18 protein-coding genes and 1 pseudogene are annotated in these 20,571 nt (G+C 70.4%); 11 read left to right on the plus strand and 8 right to left on the minus strand.

All coding sequences use genetic code 11. The features are described from left to right. The 4 genes from BZY54_RS41520 to BZY54_RS41535 form a co-directional block, all read left to right on the plus strand. The coding region (locus BZY54_RS41520) for a multifunctional oxoglutarate decarboxylase/oxoglutarate dehydrogenase thiamine pyrophosphate-binding subunit/dihydrolipoyllysine-residue succinyltransferase subunit (RefSeq protein ID WP_107419957.1) at positions 1-3,523 on the plus strand (3,523 nt) is incomplete at its 5' end. 86 nt (positions 3,524-3,609) lie between these two features. Next, on the plus strand, positions 3,610-3,798 hold the full coding sequence (locus BZY54_RS41525; protein WP_030597201.1) for a DUF6104 family protein: 189 nt from the start codon (positions 3,610-3,612) through the stop codon (positions 3,796-3,798). A gap of 217 nt (positions 3,799-4,015) precedes the next feature. After that, complete coding sequence (locus BZY54_RS41530; protein ID WP_086730545.1) at positions 4,016-4,900, plus strand: DUF4097 family beta strand repeat-containing protein; 885 nt, start codon at positions 4,016-4,018, stop codon at positions 4,898-4,900. Position 4,901: 1 nt separating this feature from the next. Further along, complete coding sequence (locus tag BZY54_RS41535) at positions 4,902-5,951, plus strand: PadR family transcriptional regulator (protein ID WP_086730546.1); 1,050 nt, start codon at positions 4,902-4,904, stop codon at positions 5,949-5,951. 107 nt (positions 5,952-6,058) lie between these two features. Here the strand turns inward: BZY54_RS41535 and BZY54_RS41540 are convergent, their stop codons facing one another. Both BZY54_RS41540 and BZY54_RS41545 read right to left on the minus strand, forming a co-directional pair. Then, a complete protein-coding gene (locus tag BZY54_RS41540; RefSeq protein ID WP_086730547.1) occupies positions 6,059-7,024 on the minus strand; it encodes a zinc-binding dehydrogenase in 966 nt (321 codons plus the stop codon). Positions 7,025-7,177: 153 nt separating this feature from the next. Continuing rightward, the gene (locus BZY54_RS41545) at positions 7,178-8,401 is read right to left on the minus strand and encodes an NAD(P)-dependent malic enzyme (RefSeq protein WP_086730548.1); all 1,224 of its coding nucleotides are present in this window, start codon (positions 8,399-8,401) and stop codon (positions 7,178-7,180) included. A 549-nt stretch (positions 8,402-8,950) separates the two neighbouring features. Here BZY54_RS41545 and BZY54_RS41555 point away from each other — a divergent pair. From BZY54_RS41555 to BZY54_RS41565, 3 genes are read left to right on the plus strand one after another with little or no spacing between them, the layout of a single operon-like run. Then, complete coding sequence (locus BZY54_RS41555) at positions 8,951-9,910, plus strand: ABC transporter substrate-binding protein (RefSeq protein WP_086730549.1); 960 nt, start codon at positions 8,951-8,953, stop codon at positions 9,908-9,910. Positions 9,911-9,941: 31 nt separating this feature from the next. Further along, entirely contained in the window at positions 9,942-10,874 is a 933-nt protein-coding gene (locus tag BZY54_RS41560) for an amino acid ABC transporter permease (protein WP_086730550.1), read from the plus strand. A gap of 50 nt (positions 10,875-10,924) precedes the next feature. Further along, positions 10,925-11,677, plus strand: coding sequence for an amino acid ABC transporter ATP-binding protein (locus BZY54_RS41565; RefSeq protein ID WP_086730558.1), 753 nt, complete (start codon positions 10,925-10,927; stop codon positions 11,675-11,677). An 82-nt stretch (positions 11,678-11,759) separates the two neighbouring features. On the opposite strand, the gene BZY54_RS41570 is transcribed toward BZY54_RS41565, so the two are convergent. Together BZY54_RS41570 and BZY54_RS41575 are read right to left on the minus strand one after the other, a co-directional pair. Continuing rightward, a complete protein-coding gene (locus BZY54_RS41570) occupies positions 11,760-12,164 on the minus strand; it encodes a hypothetical protein (RefSeq protein ID WP_244217596.1) in 405 nt (134 codons plus the stop codon). Positions 12,165-12,368: 204 nt separating this feature from the next. Further along, positions 12,369-13,145 (minus strand): class I SAM-dependent methyltransferase, encoded by a 777-nt coding sequence (locus BZY54_RS41575; RefSeq protein ID WP_086730551.1) that lies wholly within the window; start codon positions 13,143-13,145, stop codon positions 12,369-12,371. Positions 13,146-13,246: 101 nt separating this feature from the next. Between BZY54_RS41575 and BZY54_RS41580 the strand changes: the two genes are divergently transcribed. Then, positions 13,247-13,876 (plus strand): CGNR zinc finger domain-containing protein, encoded by a 630-nt coding sequence (locus BZY54_RS41580; protein WP_086730552.1) that lies wholly within the window; start codon positions 13,247-13,249, stop codon positions 13,874-13,876. On the opposite strand, the gene sodX is transcribed toward BZY54_RS41580, so the two are convergent. Then, the gene (gene sodX, locus BZY54_RS41585; RefSeq protein ID WP_086730560.1) at positions 13,780-14,214 is read right to left on the minus strand and encodes a nickel-type superoxide dismutase maturation protease; all 435 of its coding nucleotides are present in this window, start codon (positions 14,212-14,214) and stop codon (positions 13,780-13,782) included. The genes BZY54_RS41580 and sodX overlap by 97 nt on opposite strands. 145 nt (positions 14,215-14,359) lie before the next feature. On the opposite strand from sodX, the gene sodN reads away from it, so the two are divergent. From sodN to BZY54_RS41600, 3 genes and pseudogenes are all read left to right on the plus strand, one after another. Continuing rightward, the gene (sodN, locus tag BZY54_RS41590; RefSeq protein WP_086730553.1) at positions 14,360-14,755 is read left to right on the plus strand and encodes a superoxide dismutase, Ni; all 396 of its coding nucleotides are present in this window, start codon (positions 14,360-14,362) and stop codon (positions 14,753-14,755) included. Between the two features lie 174 nt (positions 14,756-14,929). After that, positions 14,930-15,472: pseudogene (locus BZY54_RS41595) on the plus strand (patatin-like phospholipase family protein); the annotation flags it as partial. A gap of 358 nt (positions 15,473-15,830) precedes the next feature. Continuing rightward, positions 15,831-16,592, plus strand: a complete 762-nt coding sequence (locus tag BZY54_RS41600; protein ID WP_086730554.1) for a VOC family protein — start codon at positions 15,831-15,833, stop codon at positions 16,590-16,592. Positions 16,593-16,651: 59 nt separating this feature from the next. Here the strand turns inward: BZY54_RS41600 and BZY54_RS41605 are convergent, their stop codons facing one another. The 3 genes from BZY54_RS41605 to BZY54_RS41615 form a co-directional block, all read right to left on the minus strand. Continuing rightward, the gene (locus tag BZY54_RS41605) at positions 16,652-17,284 is read right to left on the minus strand and encodes a GNAT family N-acetyltransferase (RefSeq protein WP_086730555.1); all 633 of its coding nucleotides are present in this window, start codon (positions 17,282-17,284) and stop codon (positions 16,652-16,654) included. 295 nt (positions 17,285-17,579) lie between these two features. After that, entirely contained in the window at positions 17,580-18,782 is a 1,203-nt protein-coding gene (locus BZY54_RS41610; RefSeq protein WP_086730556.1) for a family 2 encapsulin nanocompartment cargo protein polyprenyl transferase, read from the minus strand. Between the two features lie 118 nt (positions 18,783-18,900). Further along, on the minus strand, positions 18,901-20,307 hold the full coding sequence (locus BZY54_RS41615) for a family 2B encapsulin nanocompartment shell protein (protein WP_086730557.1): 1,407 nt from the start codon (positions 20,305-20,307) through the stop codon (positions 18,901-18,903). Positions 20,308-20,571 lie beyond the last annotated feature (264 nt).

Genomic DNA, 20,571 nt, shown 5'->3' on the forward strand with positions numbered 1-20,571 from the left:
GCCCGCGCAGGCCCCGGCCGCCCCGGCTGCTCCGAAGCCCGCCGCCGCTCCGGCCCCGGCCGCCGCCCCGGCGAAGCCCGCCGCGAAGGCGCCGGCGCCCGCGAAGCCCGCCGCCAAGCCGGCCGCCAAGGCCGAGCCCGCCGCCGAGGCTCCCGCGGGCCCCGAGTTCGTGACGCTGCGCGGCCCGTCCGCCGCGGTCGCCAAGAACATGAACGCCTCCCTGGAGCTGCCCACGGCCACGTCCGTGCGCGCCGTCCCGGTGAAGCTGCTGTTCGACAACCGCATCGTCATCAACAACCACCTCAAGCGCGCCCGGGGCGGGAAGATCTCCTTCACGCACCTGATCGGCTACGCGATGGTGCAGGCCATCAAGGCCATGCCGTCGATGAACTACTCCTTCGCGGAGAAGGACGGCAAGCCGACCCTGGTCAAGCCGGACCACGTCAACCTCGGTCTGGCCATCGACCTGGTGAAGCCCAACGGCGACCGTCAGCTGGTCGTCGCGGCCATCAAGAAGGCCGAGACGCTGAACTTCTTCGAGTTCTGGCAGGCCTACGAGGACATCGTCCGCCGCGCCCGCGACGGCAAGCTGACGATGGACGACTTCACCGGCGTCACCGTCTCCCTCACCAACCCCGGCGGCCTCGGCACGGTCCACTCGGTGCCGCGTCTGATGCCCGGCCAGTCGGTGATCATGGGCGTCGGCTCCATGGACTACCCGGCGGAGTTCCAGGGCACCTCCCAGGACACCCTGAACAAGCTCGGTGTCTCCAAGGTCATGACGCTCACGTCGACCTACGACCACCGGGTGATCCAGGGCGCCGCCTCCGGCGAGTTCCTGCGCCAGGTCGCGAACCTGCTCCTCGGCGAGAACAGCTTCTACGACGAGATCTTCGAGGCGCTGCGCATCCCCTACGAGCCGGTCCGCTGGCTGCGGGACATCGACGCCTCGCACGACGACGACGTCACCAAGGCCGCCCGCGTCTTCGAGCTGATCCACTCCTACCGGGTCCGCGGCCACGTCATGGCCGACACCGACCCGCTGGAGTACCGCCAGCGCAAGCACCCCGACCTGGACATCGTCGAGCACGGCCTCACCCTGTGGGACTTGGAGCGCGAGTTCGCCGTCGGCGGCTTCGCCGGCAAGTCGATGATGAAGCTGCGCGACATCCTCGGTGTGCTGCGCGACTCGTACTGCCGCACGGTCGGCATCGAGTTCATGCACATCCAGGACCCCAAGCAGCGCAAGTGGATCCAGGACCGCGTGGAGCGCCCGCACTCCAAGCCGGAGCGCGAGGAGCAGCTGCGCATCCTGCGCCGGCTGAACGCGGCGGAGGCCTTCGAGACCTTCCTGCAGACGAAGTACGTCGGCCAGAAGCGCTTCTCCCTGGAGGGCGGCGAGTCCGTCATCCCGCTGCTGGACGCGGTCATCGACTCCGCGGCCGAGTCCCGCCTGGACGAGGTCGTCATCGGCATGGCCCACCGCGGCCGTCTGAACGTGCTGGCGAACATCGTCGGCAAGTCCTACGCGCAGATCTTCCGCGAGTTCGAGGGCAACCTCGACCCGAAGTCGATGCACGGCTCCGGCGACGTGAAGTACCACCTGGGCGCCGAGGGCACCTTCACCGGCCTGGACGGCGAGCAGATCAAGGTCTCCCTGGTCGCGAACCCCTCCCACCTGGAGGCCGTCGACCCGGTCCTGGAGGGCGTCTCCCGCGCCAAGCAGGACATCATCAACAAGGGCGGCACGGACTTCACGGTCCTGCCGGTGGCGATCCACGGCGACGCGGCCTTCGCGGGCCAGGGCGTGGTGGCCGAGACCCTGAACATGTCGCAGCTGCGGGGCTACCGCACCGGCGGCACGGTCCACATCGTCATCAACAACCAGGTCGGCTTCACCGCCGCCCCGGAGTCCTCGCGCTCCTCCATGTACGCGACGGACGTGGCCCGCATGATCGAGGCCCCGATCTTCCACGTGAACGGCGACGACCCTGAGGCCGTGGTCCGCGTGGCGCGGCTGGCGTTCGAGTTCCGCCAGGCGTTCAACAAGGACGTCGTGATCGACCTCATCTGCTACCGCCGCCGCGGTCACAACGAGTCGGACAACCCGGCCTTCACCCAGCCGCTGATGTACGACCTGATCGACAAGAAGCGCTCGGTGCGCAAGCTGTACACCGAGTCCCTCATCGGTCGCGGCGACATCACCCTGGAAGAGGCCGAGCAGGCCCTGCAGGACTACCAGGGCCAGCTGGAGAAGGTCTTCACCGAGGTCCGCGAGGCCACCTCCCAGCCGGTCTCCGGCAGCTCCCAGGCCCCGCAGGACGGCTTCCCGGTCGCGGTCCCGACGGCCGTGTCCACCGAGGTCGTCAAGCGGATCGCCGAGTCCCAGGTCAACATCCCCGACAACATCACCGTCCACCCGCGTCTGCTGCCGCAGCTGCAGCGCCGGGCGGCGATGGTCGAGGACGGCACGATCGACTGGGGCATGGGCGAGACCCTCGCCATCGGCTCGCTGCTCCTGGAGGGCGTCCCCGTCCGGCTCTCCGGCCAGGACTCCCGCCGCGGCACCTTCGGCCAGCGCCACGCCGTGATCATCGACCGTGAGACGGGCGAGGACTTCACCCCGCTGCTGTACCTGGCCGAGGACCAGGCGCGCTACAACGTCTACGACTCCCTGCTGTCCGAGTACGCGGCCATGGGCTTCGAGTACGGCTACTCGCTGGCCCGCCCGGACGCGCTCGTGATGTGGGAGGCCCAGTTCGGCGACTTCGTCAACGGCGCCCAGACGGTCGTGGACGAGTTCATCTCCTCCGCCGAGCAGAAGTGGGGCCAGACCTCCGGCGTCACCCTGCTCCTCCCGCACGGCTACGAGGGCCAGGGCCCGGACCACTCGTCCGCCCGCCCGGAGCGGTTCCTGCAGCTGTGCGCGCAGAACAACATGACGGTCGCGATGCCGACCCTGCCGTCGAACTACTTCCACCTCCTGCGGTGGCAGGTGCACAACCCGCACCACAAGCCGCTGGTCGTCTTCACCCCGAAGTCGATGCTGCGCCTGAAGGCCGCGGCCTCGAAGGCGGAGGAGTTCACCACGGGCCAGTTCCGCCCGGTCATCGGTGACGCGTCGGTCGACCCGAACGCGGTGCGCAAGGTCGTCTTCTGCGCCGGCAAGGTCTACTACGACCTCGAGGCCGAGCGGAAGAAGCGGGGCGTCACGGACACCGCGATCATCCGCATCGAGCGGCTCTACCCGCTGCCGGGTGCCGAGCTCCAGGCTGAGGTCAACAAGTACCCGAACGCCGAGAAGTACCTGTGGGCCCAGGAGGAGCCGGCGAACCAGGGTGCCTGGCCGTTCATCGCGCTCAACCTGATCGACCACCTGGACCTGGCGGTCGGCGCGGACGTCCCGCACGGCGAGCGCCTGCGCCGCATCTCCCGCCCGCACGGCTCCTCCCCGGCCGTGGGTTCCGCGAAGCGGCACCAGGCGGAGCAGGAGCAGCTCGTGCGCGAGGTGTTCGAGGCGTAACCGCTCCCGCGAGCCGTACGTGACCGGGCCGCATCCCCGAAACGGGGGTGCGGCCCGGCCGTTTCGGCGCACTTATCCTTGACCTCATGTACTTCACCGACCGTGGCATCGAAGAGCTGGAGAAGCGGCGCGGCGAGGAGGAGGTCACCTTCGAGTGGCTCGCCGAGCAGTTGCGGACCTTCGTCGACCTGAACCCGGACTTCGAGGTGCCGGTCGAGCGGCTGGCGACCTGGCTGGCCCGGCTGGACGACGAGGACGACGAGGACGACGAGTAGGGATCCGGCGATTACGGATCCAGGGATCCAGGACGACCGCTGTGGGGCGCCCCCTTCCGGGGGCGCCCCACGCGCTTTCACGGTGTGTCTTGACTTTCCGTGTCCGCGATATATCGTGTCTTCAGGAGGGACGCGATATGGCGTGTCGCGTCGCTCTCCGGTCCGTCTCCGGTCCTGCGGTCCCGCGTGGTCCGGTCCGTCCCAGGAGGTCTGCACCATGTCCGAGTGGTCCGTGGGCGAGCCCAGGAAGCTCACCTTCGACGAGCCCGTGACCGAGCTCAACGTCCGCATCGTCCACGGAACGGTGAACGTGGTGGGCACGGACGAGGGTTCCGCGCGTCTGGAGATCTCGGAGATCGAGGGGCCACCCCTGGTGGTCACCCAGCGGGGCGGCACCCTGACGGTGGCGTACGAGGACCTGCCCTGGAAGGGCTTCCTGAAGTGGCTGGACCGCAAGGGCTGGCGGCGCAGCGCCGTCGTCTCCCTGGCCGTCCCGGCGAGCACGCGCGTCGAGGTCGGGGTGGTCGGCGCCGCCGCGATGGTCTCGGGCATCGACGGGCGTACGGAGGTGAAGGGCGTCTCCGGGGACACCACGCTGGTGGGCGTCACCGGCCCGGTGCGCGCGGACACCGTGTCGGGGAACGTCGAGGCGCAGGCCCTCTCGGGAGACCTGCGGTTCAACTCGGTCTCGGGGGATCTGACGGTGGTCGAGGGCGCGGGCTCCTCGGTCCGGGCGGACTCCGTGAGCGGCTCGATGATCGTCGACCTGGATCCGGCGGGCCGCCCCACCGACATCAACCTGACCAACGTCTCCGGTGAGATCGCCATCCGGCTGCCCCACCCGGCGGACACGGAGGTCGAGGCGAACACCGCGAGCGGGTCGGTGTCCAACGCCTTCGAGGACCTGCGGGTCAGCGGCCAGTGGGGCGCCAAGCGGATCACCGGCCGGCTGGGCACAGGCCACGGCAGGTTGAAGGCGACGACGGTCTCCGGCTCGATCGCCCTGCTCCGTCGCCCGCCGGCGGAGGACGGTCCATGGGGCTCCGGCCCGGCCCCGGCCGGCGACGGCAACGACGGCACGACCGACAAGAAGGTGCTCTGACATGCCTCCCGTCTTCGCTCACGGCCGCCTGCGCCTCTACCTTCTGAAGCTGCTCGACGAGGCCCCGCGCCACGGCTACGAGGTGATCCGCCTGCTGGAGGAGCGCTTCCAGGGGCTGTACGCCCCCTCGGCCGGCACCGTCTACCCCCGGCTGGCCAAGCTGGAGGCCGAGGGCCTGGTCACGCACACCACCGAGGGCGGCCGCAAGGTGTACGCCATCACGGACGCGGGCCGCGCCGAGCTGGCCGACCGCAGCGGTGAACTGGCCGATCTGGAGCTGGAGATCCGCGAGTCGGTCGCCGAACTCGCCGCCGAGATCCGGGCCGACGTGCGAGGCGCGGCGGGGGACCTGCGGCGCGAGATGCGCGCCGCCGCCTCGCAGGCCCGCCAGGGCTCGGGCGCGGGTACGGCCGCCGGGGACTACACCGGGCCGGGCGAGGCCGACGACAAGGAGGCCTGGCGGGCCGCCAAGGAGGAGATGCGCCGCGTCAAGCAGGAGTGGAAGGAGCAGGCACGGCGCGCCAAGGACGAGAGCCGGCGGGCCCGCGAGGAGGCCCAGCGGGCCCGGCGCCAGGCCAAGGAGGCCCAGGAGCGGGCGCGGGTGCAGGCGCAGGAGGAGTTCCAGCGCATCGCCCGGCGTGTCCAGGACCAGGTGCAGGACCACTTCGCGCGGGGCGACTGGCCCACCGGGGTGCGCGAGGGCCTGACCGAACTGGCCAAGGAATTCGGCGACTTCGGCAAGGAGTTCGGCAAGGACCTGGGCCGGGACTTCGGCTTCGGCCGCCCGGCGGGCGACACCGCGACGGCGCGGGCGGAGTACTCGCAGACCCCGGAGGACTTCCCCGCCGAGTACGAACCGGCCTGGGCGCACGAGGAGTTCACCGGCGACCCCGCCCGCGACCTGGACCGGATCCTGGACCGCTTCCGGGACGATGTCCGTGACGCGGCCCGCGACCACGGTGTGACGTCCGACCAGCTCCGCGACACCCGCCGCCACCTGTCGACGGCCGCCGCCCACATCGCGGCGGTGCTGCGCGCACCGAAGGCCTGACGGCCGGACACACGCTCCGCGGGCCCCCGTACCAGGGGCCCGCCGGTCGTCTGTACGGTCCGACTGGGCGGGCGGTGGCAGACCCGCCGGGCGCCGTCGGGGCCGGTTCAGGAGTTGGTGAGCACGATCTTGCCGAACTGGCCGCCCGACTCCATCCGTTCGAAGCCCTCGCGGGCGCGGTCGAGGGGCAGTACCTCGTCGATGACGGGGCGGACGCCGGTGGTGGCGCAGAAGGAGAGCAGGTCCTCCAGCTCGTCCTTGGTGCCCATCGTCGAGCCGACCACCTTCAGCTCCAGGAAGAAGATCCGGGTGAGCTCGGCGTGCGAGGGCTGGTCGCCGCTGGTGGCGCCGGAGATGACGATGGTGCCGCCGGGGCGCAGCGACTTCACCGAGTGGGACCAGGTGGCCGCGCCGACGGTCTCGATCACGGCGTCCACCCGCTGCGGCAGCCGCGCCCCCGACTCGACCGCCTCCACGGCGCCGAGTTCCAGTGCCCGCTTGCGCTTGGCCTCGTCGCGGCTGGTGGCGAAGACCCGCAGGCCGGCCGCCTTGCCCAGCACGATGGCGGCCGTGGCGACACCGCCGCCGGCGCCCTGGACGAGGACGGAGTCACCGGGGCGTACGCCCGCGTTGGTGAAGAGCATGCGGTAGGCGGTGAGCCAGGCCGTGGGCAGGCAGGCGGCCTCCTCGAAGGAGAGCCCCTTGGGCTTGGGCAGCAGGTTCCAGGTCGGTACGGCGACCTGCTCGGCGAAGGTGCCCTGGTAGCGCTCGGTCAGGATGGACCGGGGCTCCTCGGGCCCGACGCCGTACCCGCTCTGTCCGATGACGGAGTGCAGGACGACCTCGTTGCCGTCCTCGTCGACACCGGCGGCGTCGCAGCCGAGGATCATGGGCAGCTTGTCCTCGGACAGGCCCACGCCCTTGAGCGACCAGAGGTCGTGGTGGTTCAGGGATGCGGCCCTGACATTGACGGTGCTCCAGCCGGGGCGGGCCTCGGGGGCCGGGCGCTCCCCCGACTCCAGTCCGTTCAGCGGCTGGTCGCGGTCGATTCGGGCGGCGTAGACAGCGAACATGACCTTGACGATAGGGGTGCGCCGACGCCGACGGAACCTGGGGCGCCTGTGACACACGCCCTCTTGCCAAGTGCCCGCTGCCGGGCAAGCACCGGTGAGGCGGCCGGGCAGGAAAACGGCCCCGCCCGAGGGGACGGGGCCATTCGGGTCACGTCAGCGACGGGCCACGCCCTCCGCGCGCGCCGCTGCCGCGACGGCCGCCGTCACGGCGGGGGCGACCCGCTCGTCGAACGGCGAGGGGATCACGTAGTCGGCGGCGAGGTCGTCGCCGACGACCCCGGCCAGCGCCTCGGCCGCCGCGATCTTCATTCCCTCGGTGATCCGGGACGCCCGCACCTGCAGCGCGCCCGCGAAGATGCCGGGGAACGCCAGGACGTTGTTGATCTGGTTGGGGAAGTCCGACCGACCGGTCGCCACGACCGCCGCGTACTTGTGCGCGACCTCGGGGTGCACCTCGGGATTCGGGTTGGCCATGGCGAAGACGAAGGCCCCCTTGGCCATCGACGCCACGGCCGTCTCCGGCACCGTACCGCCGGAGACGCCGATGAAGACGTCGGCGCCGGCCAGCGCGTCCTCCAGGGACCCGGTGATGCCCGCCTTGTTGGTGAACTCGGCCAGCTCACGCTTGACCGGTGTCAGGTCCTCCCGGTCGGCCGAGACGATGCCCTTGCGGTCGGCCACCGCGACGTCCCCGATGCCGGCCTCGACCAGCATCTTGGCGATGGCGACACCGGCCGCGCCCGCGCCGGAGATGACGGCCCGCAGCTCGCCGATGCCCCGGCCGCTCAGCCGCGCCGCGTTGCGCAGCGCCGCGAGGGTCACGACCGCCGTGCCGTGCTGGTCGTCGTGGAAGACCGGGATGTCCAGGCGCTCCTGGAGCTTGCGCTCGATCTCGAAGCACCGGGGGGCCGAGATGTCCTCCAGGTTCACGCCGCCGAAGGACGGCGCGAGGCGCACCACGGTCTCGACGATCTCGTCGGCGTCGGTGCAGTCGAGTGCGATCGGCACCGCGTCCACGCCGCCGAACTGCTTGAAAAGGATCGCCTTCCCCTCCATCACCGGAAGGGAGGCTTCAGGGCCGATGTCCCCGAGCCCCAGCACGGCCGTTCCGTCGGTCACGACGGCGACCACGGACGATTTCCACGTGTAGTCGTGGACCAGCTCCGGCTGCTCGGCGATGGCGGTGCACACCCGCGCGACGCCGGGCGTGTACGCCAGGGACAGGTCGTCCTTGTCACGGACGGGCACGGTGGCCTGCACGGCCATCTTGCCGCCGCGGTGCAGCGCGAACGCCGGATCGAAGGCATCGAGCGGCTCTGCCCCGCCGTCCTGATCCGTACTGCTGTCGCTGCGAGGATTGACGATCTCCGCTGCCACTTGGTTTTACCCCTTAATTGTTCATGGATTGAGGGTGGCCACTCCTGGTGAGGGGTGGGCGGGACCGCGCACGGCCCAGTGAGTGATGCGCTCGGGCACATACGCGACGGGCGCGCCGCACACGCGCCCTGAGCCCCGGATGAGGGGTGTAAAGAACCTTCTTACCGGACGGACGGCGTCGACGACGAGTCCATAACGCGAAGGTCACATGACGCCGAGCCGACACTTGGCCCAATATAGGGACAAGTCATCGCCGAATGCTTGACAACAACTCGAATTTACCCATAGGACCTGTTCCGACACGCCACGCGGCGAGACGGGCCGAAGATCTTCCGGCGGGGAGAAGGTATTTCCGCAGATGGTCCGGCCTTGATGGGCCGCCCGTGGGCGGTTCGGGGGTCACCCGTTATCCGATTTTGACATGGCGTGTGCCCTGAATGGCGCAACCTGAATGGCAAGATGCGTCAATCACACGAGGTCGCGACACCCGAAGGTGTGTGTTCTCGTCGACCCATCGGCAACTCCACCCATCCGCCGGAGGAACCCACCATGACCGCAGGCTCCACCCGTCGTACGACCGCCGCGCGCTCCCGTCTGGCCGCGGTCGGTGCGATCGCGGTCGCAGGCGCCCTGATTCTCACCGGCTGCGGTGACCAGACCAAGGACAAGGACAAGTCCTCCGGTGGCGCGTCCGCCGCTTCCGCCCCGCTGGCCGGCAAGCTGCCGGCGTCGGTCCGTGACAAGGGTGTCATCAAGGTCGGCTCCGACATCGCGTACGCGCCGGTCGAGTTCAAGGACAACTCCGGCAAGGTCGTCGGCCTCGACCCCGATGTCGCGGCCGCCCTGGGCAAGCAGCTCGGCGTGACCTTCCAGTTCGAGAACGGCACGTTCGACGCCCTGCTCACCGGCATCCGCTCCAACCGCTACGACATCGCCATGTCGGCGATGACGGACAACAAGAGCCGCCAGGAGGGTGTCGACCCGGCCACGGGCAAGAAGGTCGGCGAGGGCGTCGACTTCGTCGACTACCTGACCGCCGGCGTGTCGATCTACACCCGCAAGGGCGACACCGGGGGCATCACCTCCTGGTCCGACCTGTGCGGCAAGAAGATCGCCCTGGAGCGCGGCACCGTCTCGAACGACCTCGCGAAGGCCGAGGCGAAGAAGTGCCCGAGCGGCAAGAAGCTCACCATCGAGGCCTTCGACGACGACCAGCAGGCCCAGACGCGTCTGCGCTCGGGCGGCGCGGACGCGGTCTCCTCCGACTTCCCGGTCGCCGCGTACGCGGTGAAGACCTCCGGCGGCGGCAAGGACTTCCAGATCGTCGGCGACCAGGTCGAGGCCGCCCCGTACGGCATCGCCGTCGGCAAGAGCAACACTCAGCTGCGCGACGCGCTGCAGGCCGCGATGAACGCGATCATCAAGAACGGCGAGTACCAGAAGATCCTGGAGAAGTGGGGCGCCCAGGACGGTGCCGTGAAGCAGTCCGTCATCAACGGCGGCAAGTGACCGCGCCCGCGGCCACCGAGAGGCAACACCTGTGACTGCTGACATCGACAAGACGGCAGGGCCCAAGGACACGCCGGCCGGACCGCAGGCCATCAAGGCCATTCCGGTCCGGCACTACGGCCGGTACCTCACCGCCGTCATCGCGATCGCCATCCTCGTCGCGATCATCTACGCGTTCGGCCAGGGCAAGATCAACTGGCACGCCGTTCCGGACTACTTCTTCGACAGCCGGATCATGACCGGCGTCGGCAAGACCCTCCTGCTGACGGTCCTGTCGATGGTGATCGGCATCGCCGGCGGCATCGTCCTGGCGGTGATGCGCCTGTCGAAGAACCCCGTGACCTCGGCCATCGCCTGGTTCTACATCTGGTTCTTCCGCGGCACCCCGGTCCTGGTCCAGCTGTTCCTGTGGTTCAACCTGGGCCTGGTCTTCGAGTACATCAACCTGATGCCGTTCTACAAGGACTACTGGTCGAACTTCATGACGCCGCTGCTGACGGCGCTGCTCGGCCTGGGTCTGAACGAGGCGGCGTACATGGCGGAGATCTGCCGCGCCGGCCTGCTCGCCGTCGACGAGGGCCAGACCGAGGCCGCCCACGCGCTGGGCATGAGCCACGGCAAGACCCTGCGCCGGATCATCATTCCGCAGGCCATGCGGGTGATCGTGCCGCCGACCGGCAACGAGGTCATCAACATGCTCAAGACGACCTCGCTGGTGGCCCAGGTGCAGTTCGCGGAACTCTTCCGCTATGCCCAGGACATCGGCCAGGTCTCCGGGGCCCCCGTGGAGATGTACTTCCTCGCCGCCGCCTGGTATCTCGTGATGACCTCGGTCCTCAGCGTGGGCCAGTATTACATCGAGCGGTACTACGCCCGCGGCTCAAGCCGCCAGCTGCCGCCGACGCCGTGGCAGAAGGTCAGGGCGCACCTGACGTCCTTCTCCAGTAGGAAGGTCACGGTATGACCGACAAGCTCACCAAGCAGGAAGCCCCCGAGCGCGGCACCGGCGTGGCGATGGTCAAGGCCGAGGGCGTGCACAAGTCCTTCGGCCAGGTCGAGGTGCTCAAGGGCATCGACCTGGAGGTCAGGCCCGGTGAGGTGTTCTGCCTCATCGGCCCCTCCGGCTCCGGGAAGTCCACGTTCCTGCGCTGCATCAACCACCTGGAGAAGATCAACGCGGGCCGGCTGTACGTGGACGGCGAACTCGTCGGCTACCGCGAGCACGGTGGCAAGCTCTACGAGCTGCGCGACCGCGAGGTCGCCATGAAGCGCCGGAACATCGGCATGGTCTTCCAGCGCTTCAACCTCTTCCCGCACATGACCGCGCTGGAGAACGTCATCGAGGCGCCGGTCCAGGTCAAGGGCACGAACAGGGGCGAGGCCAGGGAACGGGCGGTGCAGCTGCTGGAGCGCGTGGGTCTGGCCGACCGTGCGGGGCACTACCCCTCGCAGCTCTCCGGCGGCCAGCAGCAGCGCGTGGCGATCGCCCGCGCGCTGGCCATGGATCCCAAGCTCATGCTGTTCGACGAGCCGACCTCGGCGCTCGACCCGGAGCTGGTCGGTGACGTCCTGGACGTCATGCGCGACCTCGCCGAGTCCGGCATGACGATGGTCGTCGTCACCCACGAGATGGGCTTCGCCCGGGAGGTCGGCGACAACCTGGTCTTCATGGACGACGGCGTGGTGGTCGAGTCCGGCCACCCGCGGGAGGTCCTGACCAACCCGCGGCACGAGCGCACGCAGTCGTTCCTGTCGAAGGTGCTGTGAGATCCGCGGACCGATGAAGTGGGCCCTGTCGCGCCTCCCGGCGTGACAGGGCCCACCGCTCACGGTCCGCTCGAGGCGGTGACTACCTGGGAGTTATGTACCCGGTGTATGCCCACGACTCGTTGTGCTTCGCACCGGTCTTGCCCTTTCGGGTGAATCCCATGAAGGACACGTAGTTGGTGCGCCCTTCCTTGAAGTCGTAGTCACAGACGACCGGCCCGTTGAAGGAGCCGTTCGCGTCTTCGCACTCGCCTTCCCGGCCGGACCCGTCGTAGGCGTACCACTTGACAACGGCCCGCTCACCGTCGGCCCTCAGATCGTCCACGATGAACTTGTCGCCGTTCCCGTCGAAGCAGATGCTGTACGCGTTCTGGTCGACCGTGCAGACCTTGGTGTACGCCTGGGCGGGCGCAGTCGCGGCCACGCTGCCCGCGAATGCCAGTCCCAGTGCCGCTACAGAGGTGGCGGCAGCACGCATTCTCCTCATGTTTCCCCCTTCATGTGCTCACGGTCCTCGACCGGCGCCGCGCCCAAGGACGAAACCCCTGTGGTCGTCAGTCGGGTTGCGTCACCGCCGTCAGGCGAGGGCTGGTCAGGCCCGGAGCGCTCGACGATCATTCGCGCCGACCTTCTCACCGAAGCCCGCGAGGAGAAAGGGACTTGAGCGAAACCTGAGGTGCGTGATCCGCTCCTACTTCACGGCCAGCAGCAGCGTGTCCGACGGCGAGCACCACACCGGCCGGGCCTCCGCGAAACCCTTCTCGCGCAGCACGCGCGCGTGCCACGCGGCGGACGGCATGTCGCCGTCGGCGTGCTCGCCGTAGATCTCGAAACGGCGGGCCGTCGGCCCGGCGAGCACCGGGTCGGCTGCGGCCACCTGCCACCACTCGGCCCAGTCCAGGGCGCCGCCCTGCTTGGCCTGGTCCATGCGTGCGTGCCGCTGGGCGCGCTCGGCCGCGTTGATCCGGGGCGTGGTCTCGTCGATCATGTGGTCCGCGTTCATGAAGACACCGCCGTCGCGGACGAGTTCCGCGACCTGACCGTAGAGGGCGGCGAGGGGGTCGCTGTGCAGCCAGTGCAGGGCCGTGGCGGTCAGCACCGCGTCGTAGGAGTCGTACGGCAGCTTCGCCGGCCAGTCGGGGTCCTTCAGGTCGGCCGTGACGAAGGAGACCCGCTCGTCCCCCTCGAAGGTGCCGCGCGCGATGGCGAGCAGGGCCGGGTCGAGGTCGACGCCGGTGCTGGTGGCCTCGGGGAAGCGGGCGAGCAGGCGGGCGGTGATGCTGCCGGTGCCGCAGGCGAGGTCCAGCACCCGCGGCGCGGTGCCGACCAGCGCCTCCACCATGTCCAGCATGATGCGGAAGCGGTCCTCGCGGTCGGGCATGTACCACTCCTGCTGCCGGTCCCAGCTCTCCTGCCAGGCCCGCCAGTCCGCCCCCGCCGCAGTGGTGTTCGTACTCGTGTCCGTCATCGCCGCCCTCCCTGAACCCTGTTCGCGTAATACCCTGAAAGCACGACCGGCTGTTACCCGACCGCATCCATGACCATAGAGCTCCCTCGTAAGGACTACAAGTGGAACTGGCCTATTACTCGGATTACGCCGTACGTCTCGTCAACACCGAGGAACCGGCCCGGGGCAAGGACACCCTGACGTCGGTGGAGGCGGTCCGGGACCTGTTCGGCGCCAACGCCTCGGCGGCCCGCCGCGCCACCGACGCGGACGTGACGCGCTTCCGCTCGGTGCGGGCCAGGCTGCGCGCCGTCTTCGAAGCGGCCGACCAGGGCGACGAGACCCTGGCCGTGGCCCTGCTGAACTCGCTGCTGCTGGAGTTCCCGGTGAGCCCGCAGATCTCCGGGCACGACTACCGCGACGAGGACGGCCGTCCGCTGTGGCACATGCACCTGGCGGACCACCCGTCCAACGTGACCGCCGGCTACGCGGCGATCGCGGCGATGGGTCTCGCCTTCCATCTGACGGAATACGGCGTCGACCGCCTCGGCCTGTGCGAGGCCGCCCCGTGCCGCAACGCCTACCTGGACACCTCGACCAACCGCTCGCGCCGCTACTGCTCCGACCGCTGCGCCACCCGCGCCAACGTGGCCGCCTACCGCGCCCGCAAGCGCCTGGAGGCCGACCGGTCGGTGAACACGGGCCTGGCCGCCGACAGCACCCAGCGCACCACCGCCAGCGGGGAGCGCTGACCGGAGGGGAGCGGCCGGTAACGGAACCGCACCTTCCCCAGGATCAGCTCCTGCGGCACGGTCCCGTAGTCGGTGCTGTCTCCCCCCGCGTACGCGTTGTCGCCCAGCACCCACCAGCCGCCGTCGCGCCGCTCCGTCGCGCGCTTGACGACCAGCAGGTCCTGCTGGAACGGATGGCGCAGGACGACCACGTCCCCCGGACGGACGCGGGCGCCGTACTGCACGACGAGCCGGTCCCCGTGGTACAGCGTGGGCACCATGGACGGCCCGGTCACCTCGGCCAGCCCGAAGGGCAGCGCTGCCCCCCTTCGCTCGGTCTCCTGCGACAGCTCCGGCATCCCCGGCACCTCCCCGGTCCGTTCCTCCACCAGTCTCAGTCTGACCCTGGACTTTTGTCCTAAGCCCTAGGGGGCACTCGCGAAAACACGCCTTGCAGGGAGTAATGTCCCACCTGAGAAGACGATCACGAGGAAGGAATGCTCCATGCTTTCCCGCCTGTTTGCCCCCAAGGTCAAGGTCAGCGCGCACTGTGACCTTCCCTGCGGTGTGTACGACCCGGCCCAGGCCCGCATCGAGGCGGAGTCGGTGAAGGCCATCCAGGAGAAGATGGCCGGCAATGACGACCCGCACTTCCAGATGCGCGCCACCGCCATCAAGGAGCAGCGTGCCGAGCTGGCCAAGCACCATGTCTCGGTGCTGTGGAGCGACTACTTCAAGGCTCCGCACTTCGAGAAGTACCCCGAGCTGAGCCAGCTGGTCAACGACACTCTCAAGGCCCTCTCCGCCGCCAAGGCCTCCACCGACCCGGCCACGGGCCAGAAGGCGCTGGACTACATCGCCCAGATCGACAAGATCTTCTGGGAGACCAAGAAGGCCTGATCTCGCATCACGCCCTCTGACCTGCGGTCGTTTTGACCGCAGTGTCTCCTTGTCCGCACCCGGTCCACCCGCGGGCCGCCGACCACGGCGGCCGCGAGGGGGCCGGGTGCGGGCGTTCACCCGGAACCTGGCAGGGTCGAAAGCTCGCATCGGCAGCCAGGAGTGGGGGCAGGGATGGAGAACGAACGGGCGTTGGTCATCGGTGGTGGCGGAGTCGCCGGTATCGCCTGGGCGACGGGCGTGCTCGCCGGACTCGCCGACGCCGGCGTCGATGTCACCGACGCGGACTTCCTGCTGGGCACCTCGGCGGGGTCGGTGGTGGCCGCGCAGATCACCAGCGGTGCGGAGCTGCCGGCGCTGTTCCGGACGCAGGTGGACGCCGCTCTCCAGACTCAGGAGCTGAGGCCGACGGAAGGCGCGCTCACCAAGGTCTTCGAGTTCGGCGAGAAGCTGGACACCGAGGTCACGGACCCGGCGGAACGCCTGCGCCGGATGGGTGCGATGGCACTGGCCGCGGACACCGTGACCGAGGCCGAGCGGCGGCCCGTCATCGAGGCCCGGCTGCCCTCCCACTCGTGGCCGGAGCACCATCTTGCCGTGGTCGCCGTCAGCGCCGTCACCGGTGAGACACGGCTCTTCGACCGCACCTGCGGAGTCGGCCTGGTGGACGCCGTGGCCGCGAGCTGCGCCGTTCCCGGCGTCTGGCCCGCGGTGACGGTCGGTGACGCCCGCTACCTCGACGGTGGCGTCCGCTCCTTCACCAACCTCGACCTCGCCGGGGGCCACGCACGCACCCTCGTCGTCGCTCCGATGCCCGATCCGGTGCTCGAGGCCGACGCGGCCGCGATCGCCGGGCGCGGCGGCCTGGTCGAGGTCGTCACGCCCGACGAGGCCGCTCTCGCCGCCTTCGGCCCCGACCCGCTGTCCCCCGCCAGCAGAACCCCCCGCGGGCCACGCCGGTTTCGCCCAGGGCAGGTCGGCCGCACAGGCGGTCGGCGCCCTGTGGGGCAAGCGGTAGCGACGGCCGCATGCGGAAGGACCCGATCGCGGCGACGCCCCGCCCTACGATCACGGCATGAGCATCCGCTGGACCTGCGCCTTCATCGATCGGCCGACCGCCCGGGTCGCCCGCGCCCTGGAGTCCTGGACGGCCGTCACCGGCACCCGGCCGTCCGAACCGCGTGGCGCGGGCGGGGGGTTCGTCACCCTGCTGCCGGACGGAGCCGATGGCGGCGATGCCTTCCTCAAGAGCCAGGGCGTCGCCTCCGGAGACGGCGGTGCGCATCTCGACCTCGCCGTCGAGGACGTGCCGGCGTTCGTGGCGTCGGCCCTGTGGCTCGGGGCCGAGGTCGTCGCCGAGCACGAGGACCGGGCCGTGTTGCGGTCGCCCGCCGGGCAGTTGTTCTGCGCGGTCGCCTGGCAGGGTGAGTCGGTGCGTCCGCCCGTCGTCCGCGGCAGCCGGCTGGACCAGGTGTGCCTCGATGTCCGACCTTCGTCCTACGACGCCGAAGTCGCCTTCTGGAGCGGGCTGCTGACCGTGGCCGGCTGGGAGTCGCTGCCCGGGTCCCTCCCCGAGTACCACGTGCTCAAGCCGCCACCCGGTCTGCCGGTCCGCATCCTGCTGCAACGCCTGGGCGAGGAACGCCCCGCCTCCGCCCACCTGGACCTGGCCTGCTCGGACATCGGCGCCACCCGGTCCTGGCACGAGAGCCTCGGTGCCACCCGCGTCGCCGACCACCCCCACTGGACGGTGCTCCGCGACCCGGCCGGCGACCTGTACTGCCTGACCGGAAGGGATCCGGACACGGGCGGGCTCCCCGCCGGCCGGCGGGAGTGATGCCGTGCCACTTCCCGCGGGCCGTCCTGCCCCCGGCTGTCCAGGACCCCGTCGTGTCGCTACCGCCGGCCAGCGCTACCGGGTGTCAGGTGGGAGACGGGCTCGCGCCACATCGGCCACATGCGAGGGCCGTCCGGGATATCGAGGGTGCGGCCGGTGAAGGCGAAGCCGAGGCGCTCGTAGAGCTTGGTGCTGCGGGCGCTGCTGGCCTCCAGGTACGCGGGCAGGCCCTCCCGGTCGCAGCGGTCCAGGACGTGCTGGATGAGCGCGCCACCCAGGCCCTCGCCCTGGCGGTCGGGTACGACGCCGATCATCCACAGATAGGCGTGGGCGCGGTCCGCCGGGTGTGACTCGGCCATCATCCGGGTGATCTCCTCCACACGGAGGTTCGCCGGGTCGACGGCCTCACGCAGCAGAACCGCCTCGTCGGGGCCGTCGCCGCCTTCCGGGGCGTGGCCCGCGGGTACCGACAGCCACAGCGCGCACGCCGAGCCGTCCTCGGCGACGTCGATCCAGCCCTCGGCGAACACCACGTCGGTGAAGGCGGCCATCAACCGGTGGTGGGTCGCACGGCGGTACTCCTCGCCGGGGAAGACCCAGCCGCTCACCGGGTCGTCCTGGAAGGCCTCGTCCAGCAGCCGCACGACCAGTTCCCGGTCGTCCTCGCCGGCCCGCCGGATCCCCACGCCCATCTCGCGCCCCTTCACGTCAAACTGCCCTGGACGTACGGGCGTTGAGCGTACCCGGTGCCTCGGCCGGGCGGTGCGAGGGGGCGGGCCCCGCACACCGTGGGGCAGTGCGGGACCCGCCGGACCGGAGCCCCCGGTGGCCGTACGGGGTCAGGAGCCGTACGGACCCGGTGGCTCCGGGATCCGGGCGAGGAACCGGTTCAGTCCCGGTGGCTCCGGGCTCTGGGCGCGAACCGGGTCCGTGCCTCGGCGTCCGCTGACGCGCCAGGTCACGTGGAGCGTCAGCGGACGGCTGCGATCAGGTGGTGCGTCTGGTGACGAACTCGGCCAGGGCCAGCAGACCGCCCGCGGCGACCGGGTCCGGGACCGCGCGGGACAGGTCGTGGACGGCCTGGGCCATCCGGTCGGCCGCCTGGGACTGTGCCCAGTCCCGGCCGCCGGCCCGCTCCACCATCAGCGCGGCACCCTCCTCCTCTCCTTCCTGGTGGGGCCGGGCGTACAGCTCGGCGAGTTCACCTGCGGCCGGGGTGCCGGAGGTCAGCGCGGCGACCACCGGCAGGGACTTCTTGCGGGCGGCGATGTCGGCGCCGGCCGGCTTGCCGGTGCGGGCGGGGTCGCCCCATATGCCGATCACGTCGTCGATGAGCTGGAATGCGAGCCCCGCCTGCCGGCCGAACGCGTCCAGCGCCTCCACCTCCTCCTCGGCCGCCCCCGCGTAGAGGGCACCGACGGCGCACGCGCACCCGAGGAGCGCGCCCGTCTTGGCCTCGGCCATGGCCAGCACCTCGGTGAGCGTGACCTCGTCCGGGGCGCGCCGCTCCAGGGCCGTGTCCGCGTGCTGGCCCGCGCACAACTCCACGACACAGGCCGCGAGCCGGGCGGCGGCGGCCCGGGACGCCGGGTGGGGGTCCTCGGCGAGCAGCCGCAGGGCCAGCGCCTGCAGGGCGTCCCCGGCGAGGATGGCGTCGGCGTCACCGAACACCGTCCACACCGTGGGGCGGTGCCGGCGAGTGGTGTCCCGGTCCATCACGTCGTCGTGCAACAGCGTGAAGTTGTGGACCAGTTCCACCGCGGCGGCGGCCCGCGCCGCGTCCGCCCGCGCCTGTGCTCCCCCGAGCGCGGCGGCCGCGGCCAGGACCAGCGCGGGACGGATCGCCTTGCCCGCGTTCCCGTTGGCCGGGGTTCCGTCGGCGTGCTCCCAGCCGAAGTGGTAGCGCGCGATCCGGCGCATCGAGGCCGGCAACGAGGCGATCGCCGCCCGCAGTTCCGGATCGACACAGGCCCGGGCACGGTCGAGGATCACCGCCGCGTCGTGCCCGTCCGCTGCGGCTGTCCGGCCCTCGGTCGCCGGCGCTCCGCCTGCCGTCCCGTCACCGTGACGGCTGTCGGCGGCCCGCGGGACCGGCGGGCCGGTGGCCGCCGAGCCTGCCGGCCGAGCGGTCCGCGCGGTGCGTTGCGCCCCCGGCACACGCGCTGTCGTCTCCGTCATGAACTCGGCCATCCGCTCCCCCTCGGAAAGTCCGCGCACACGGGCGTCCACATTGCCGGAACCGGGTGCGTACCCCCGGGATGTAGTACCCGGCCCGGCGGGCGGGAACACCGCGAGTGGGCGCGGGAGGTCATCGCCAACGGCCGACCTCGATGTTCTCCAGGACGCCCAGCGCGTCCGGGACAAGCACCGCCGCCGAGAAGTAGGACGTCACCAGGTACTTGACGATCGCCTGCTCGTTGATGCCCATGAACCGCACGGACAGGCTCGGCTCGATCTCGTCCGGGATGCCCTTGGCGCGCAGCCCGATGACGCCCTGGTCGTCCTCTCCGGTACGCATCGCGATGATCGAGCTGGTCCGGGCCTCGGTGACCGGGATCTTGTTGCACGGGTAGATCGGAACACCGCGCCAGGTGGGGATGCGGTTGCCGCCGATGTCGATGGTCTCGGGCACCAGCCCGCGTTTGTTCAGCTCGCGGCCGAACGCGGCGATCGCACGCGGATGGGCGAGGAACAGCTTGGTGCTGCGGCGACGGCTGAGCAGCTCGTCCATGTCGTCCGGGCTCGGGACGCCGTCGTGCGGCTGGATCCGCTGGTCGTACTCGCAGTTGTGGAGCAGACCGAAGTCGCGGTTGTTGATCAGTTCGTGTTCCTGGCGCTCCTTGAGCGCCTCGACGGTCAGCCGGAGCTGCTGCTCCGTCTGGTTCATCGGCTGGTTGTAGAGGTCGGCCACGCGCGAGTGGATGCGCAGGACGGTCTGCGCGATGCTCAGTTCGTACTCGCGGGGCCTGGCCTCGTAGTCGACGAAGGTGTGCGGGATGTCCGGCTCGCCGCTGTGCCCGGCGGCGAGGTCGACCTCCTTCTCCCCGTACTTGTTGGTGCGCTGCCCGGGGATCGAACGCAGCCGGCGAAGGTGGTCGCGCAGCGAGTCTGCGCGCTCGGCGACCTGCTGGAAGTCGTGCCGGGACAGGATCAGGACGGTGCACGCGGTGTCCGCGCGGACCGTGTACTCCCACATGGCGTCCGGGTCGAGGAGCGCCTGGTCGCCGAAGTGGGCACCGTCGGCGAGAACGCCGAGGACCTGGTCGTCGCCGTACGGCCCGGTGCCGACCTTCTCGGCCCTGCCGTGCGCGAGCAGGTACACCTCCTCGGACTGGTTGCCGAACGAGGCGATCACCTGCCCGGCGGCGATCTCCCGCTGTCGGCAGCGCTGGGCGAGCTCGGAGAGCACGCCGTCGTCCTCGTACCCGCGCAGCGCCGGCAGCTCGCCGAGTTCGGCGGGGATCACCTCGACGCGGTCGCCGGTCTTCACGAACGTGATCCGGCCGTCGCCGACCGCGTAGGTGAGCCTCCTGTTCACCCGGTACGTGCCGCCCTGCACGTCCACCCATGGCAGCATCCGCAGCAGCCAGCGCGAGCTGATCTCCTGCATCTGGGGAACGGACTTGGTGGTGGTGGCCAGGTTCCGCGCGGCCGCGGTGCCGAGGCTCTGCTGCGGCCGACCCTGTTCTTCGCGGACCTCTTCGCCTACCGACATAGAGAATTGCCCTCCCGCTCCTACCCGGCACGATGGGGGCCGGGCATCGATTCGCGTGCGCCAGCCTTCCATCACGCAGCGTCCTCGTGCCATTACACGAAAGAGCGGGAATGGATCACTGTCGCGCCGGGCAGACATGGGGACCACGTCCGGCGAGAGCCCTGCTCAGCAGCTCGGGGGCCGTCCGGCGACAATGGCCTGGTGAGCAGCTCCACCGTCCCCGACCCCGCCGCGCTCTCCCCCCGCCTCCCCTCCCGTCCCTTA

Origin of the sequence: Streptomyces carpinensis (assembly GCF_002154505.1) — a bacterium.
Taxonomy (GTDB): domain Bacteria; phylum Actinomycetota; class Actinomycetes; order Streptomycetales; family Streptomycetaceae; genus Streptomyces; species Streptomyces carpinensis.

Excerpts from the sequence above, each read along its gene's own strand:
- BZY54_RS41525 (WP_030597201.1), top strand. The coding sequence starts at position 3,610 with ATGTACTTCACCGACCGTGGCATCGAAGAGCTGGAGAAGCGGCGCGGC.
- BZY54_RS41530 (WP_086730545.1), top strand. The coding sequence starts at position 4,016 with ATGTCCGAGTGGTCCGTGGGCGAGCCCAGGAAGCTCACCTTCGACGAG.
- BZY54_RS41535 (WP_086730546.1), top strand. The coding sequence starts at position 4,902 with ATGCCTCCCGTCTTCGCTCACGGCCGCCTGCGCCTCTACCTTCTGAAG.
- BZY54_RS41540 (WP_086730547.1), bottom strand. The coding sequence starts at position 7,024 with ATGTTCGCTGTCTACGCCGCCCGAATCGACCGCGACCAGCCGCTGAAC.
- BZY54_RS41555 (WP_086730549.1), top strand. The coding sequence starts at position 8,951 with ATGACCGCAGGCTCCACCCGTCGTACGACCGCCGCGCGCTCCCGTCTG.
- BZY54_RS41565 (WP_086730558.1), top strand. The coding sequence starts at position 10,925 with ATGGTCAAGGCCGAGGGCGTGCACAAGTCCTTCGGCCAGGTCGAGGTG.
- BZY54_RS41570 (WP_244217596.1), bottom strand. The coding sequence starts at position 12,164 with ATGAGGAGAATGCGTGCTGCCGCCACCTCTGTAGCGGCACTGGGACTG.
- BZY54_RS41575 (WP_086730551.1), bottom strand. The coding sequence starts at position 13,145 with ATGACGGACACGAGTACGAACACCACTGCGGCGGGGGCGGACTGGCGG.
- sodX (WP_086730560.1), bottom strand. The coding sequence starts at position 14,214 with ATGCCGGAGCTGTCGCAGGAGACCGAGCGAAGGGGGGCAGCGCTGCCC.
- sodN (WP_086730553.1), top strand. The coding sequence starts at position 14,360 with ATGCTTTCCCGCCTGTTTGCCCCCAAGGTCAAGGTCAGCGCGCACTGT.
- BZY54_RS41600 (WP_086730554.1), top strand. The coding sequence starts at position 15,831 with ATGAGCATCCGCTGGACCTGCGCCTTCATCGATCGGCCGACCGCCCGG.
- BZY54_RS41605 (WP_086730555.1), bottom strand. The coding sequence starts at position 17,284 with ATGGGCGTGGGGATCCGGCGGGCCGGCGAGGACGACCGGGAACTGGTC.
- BZY54_RS41610 (WP_086730556.1), bottom strand. The coding sequence starts at position 18,782 with ATGGCCGAGTTCATGACGGAGACGACAGCGCGTGTGCCGGGGGCGCAA.
- BZY54_RS41615 (WP_086730557.1), bottom strand. The coding sequence starts at position 20,307 with ATGTCGGTAGGCGAAGAGGTCCGCGAAGAACAGGGTCGGCCGCAGCAG.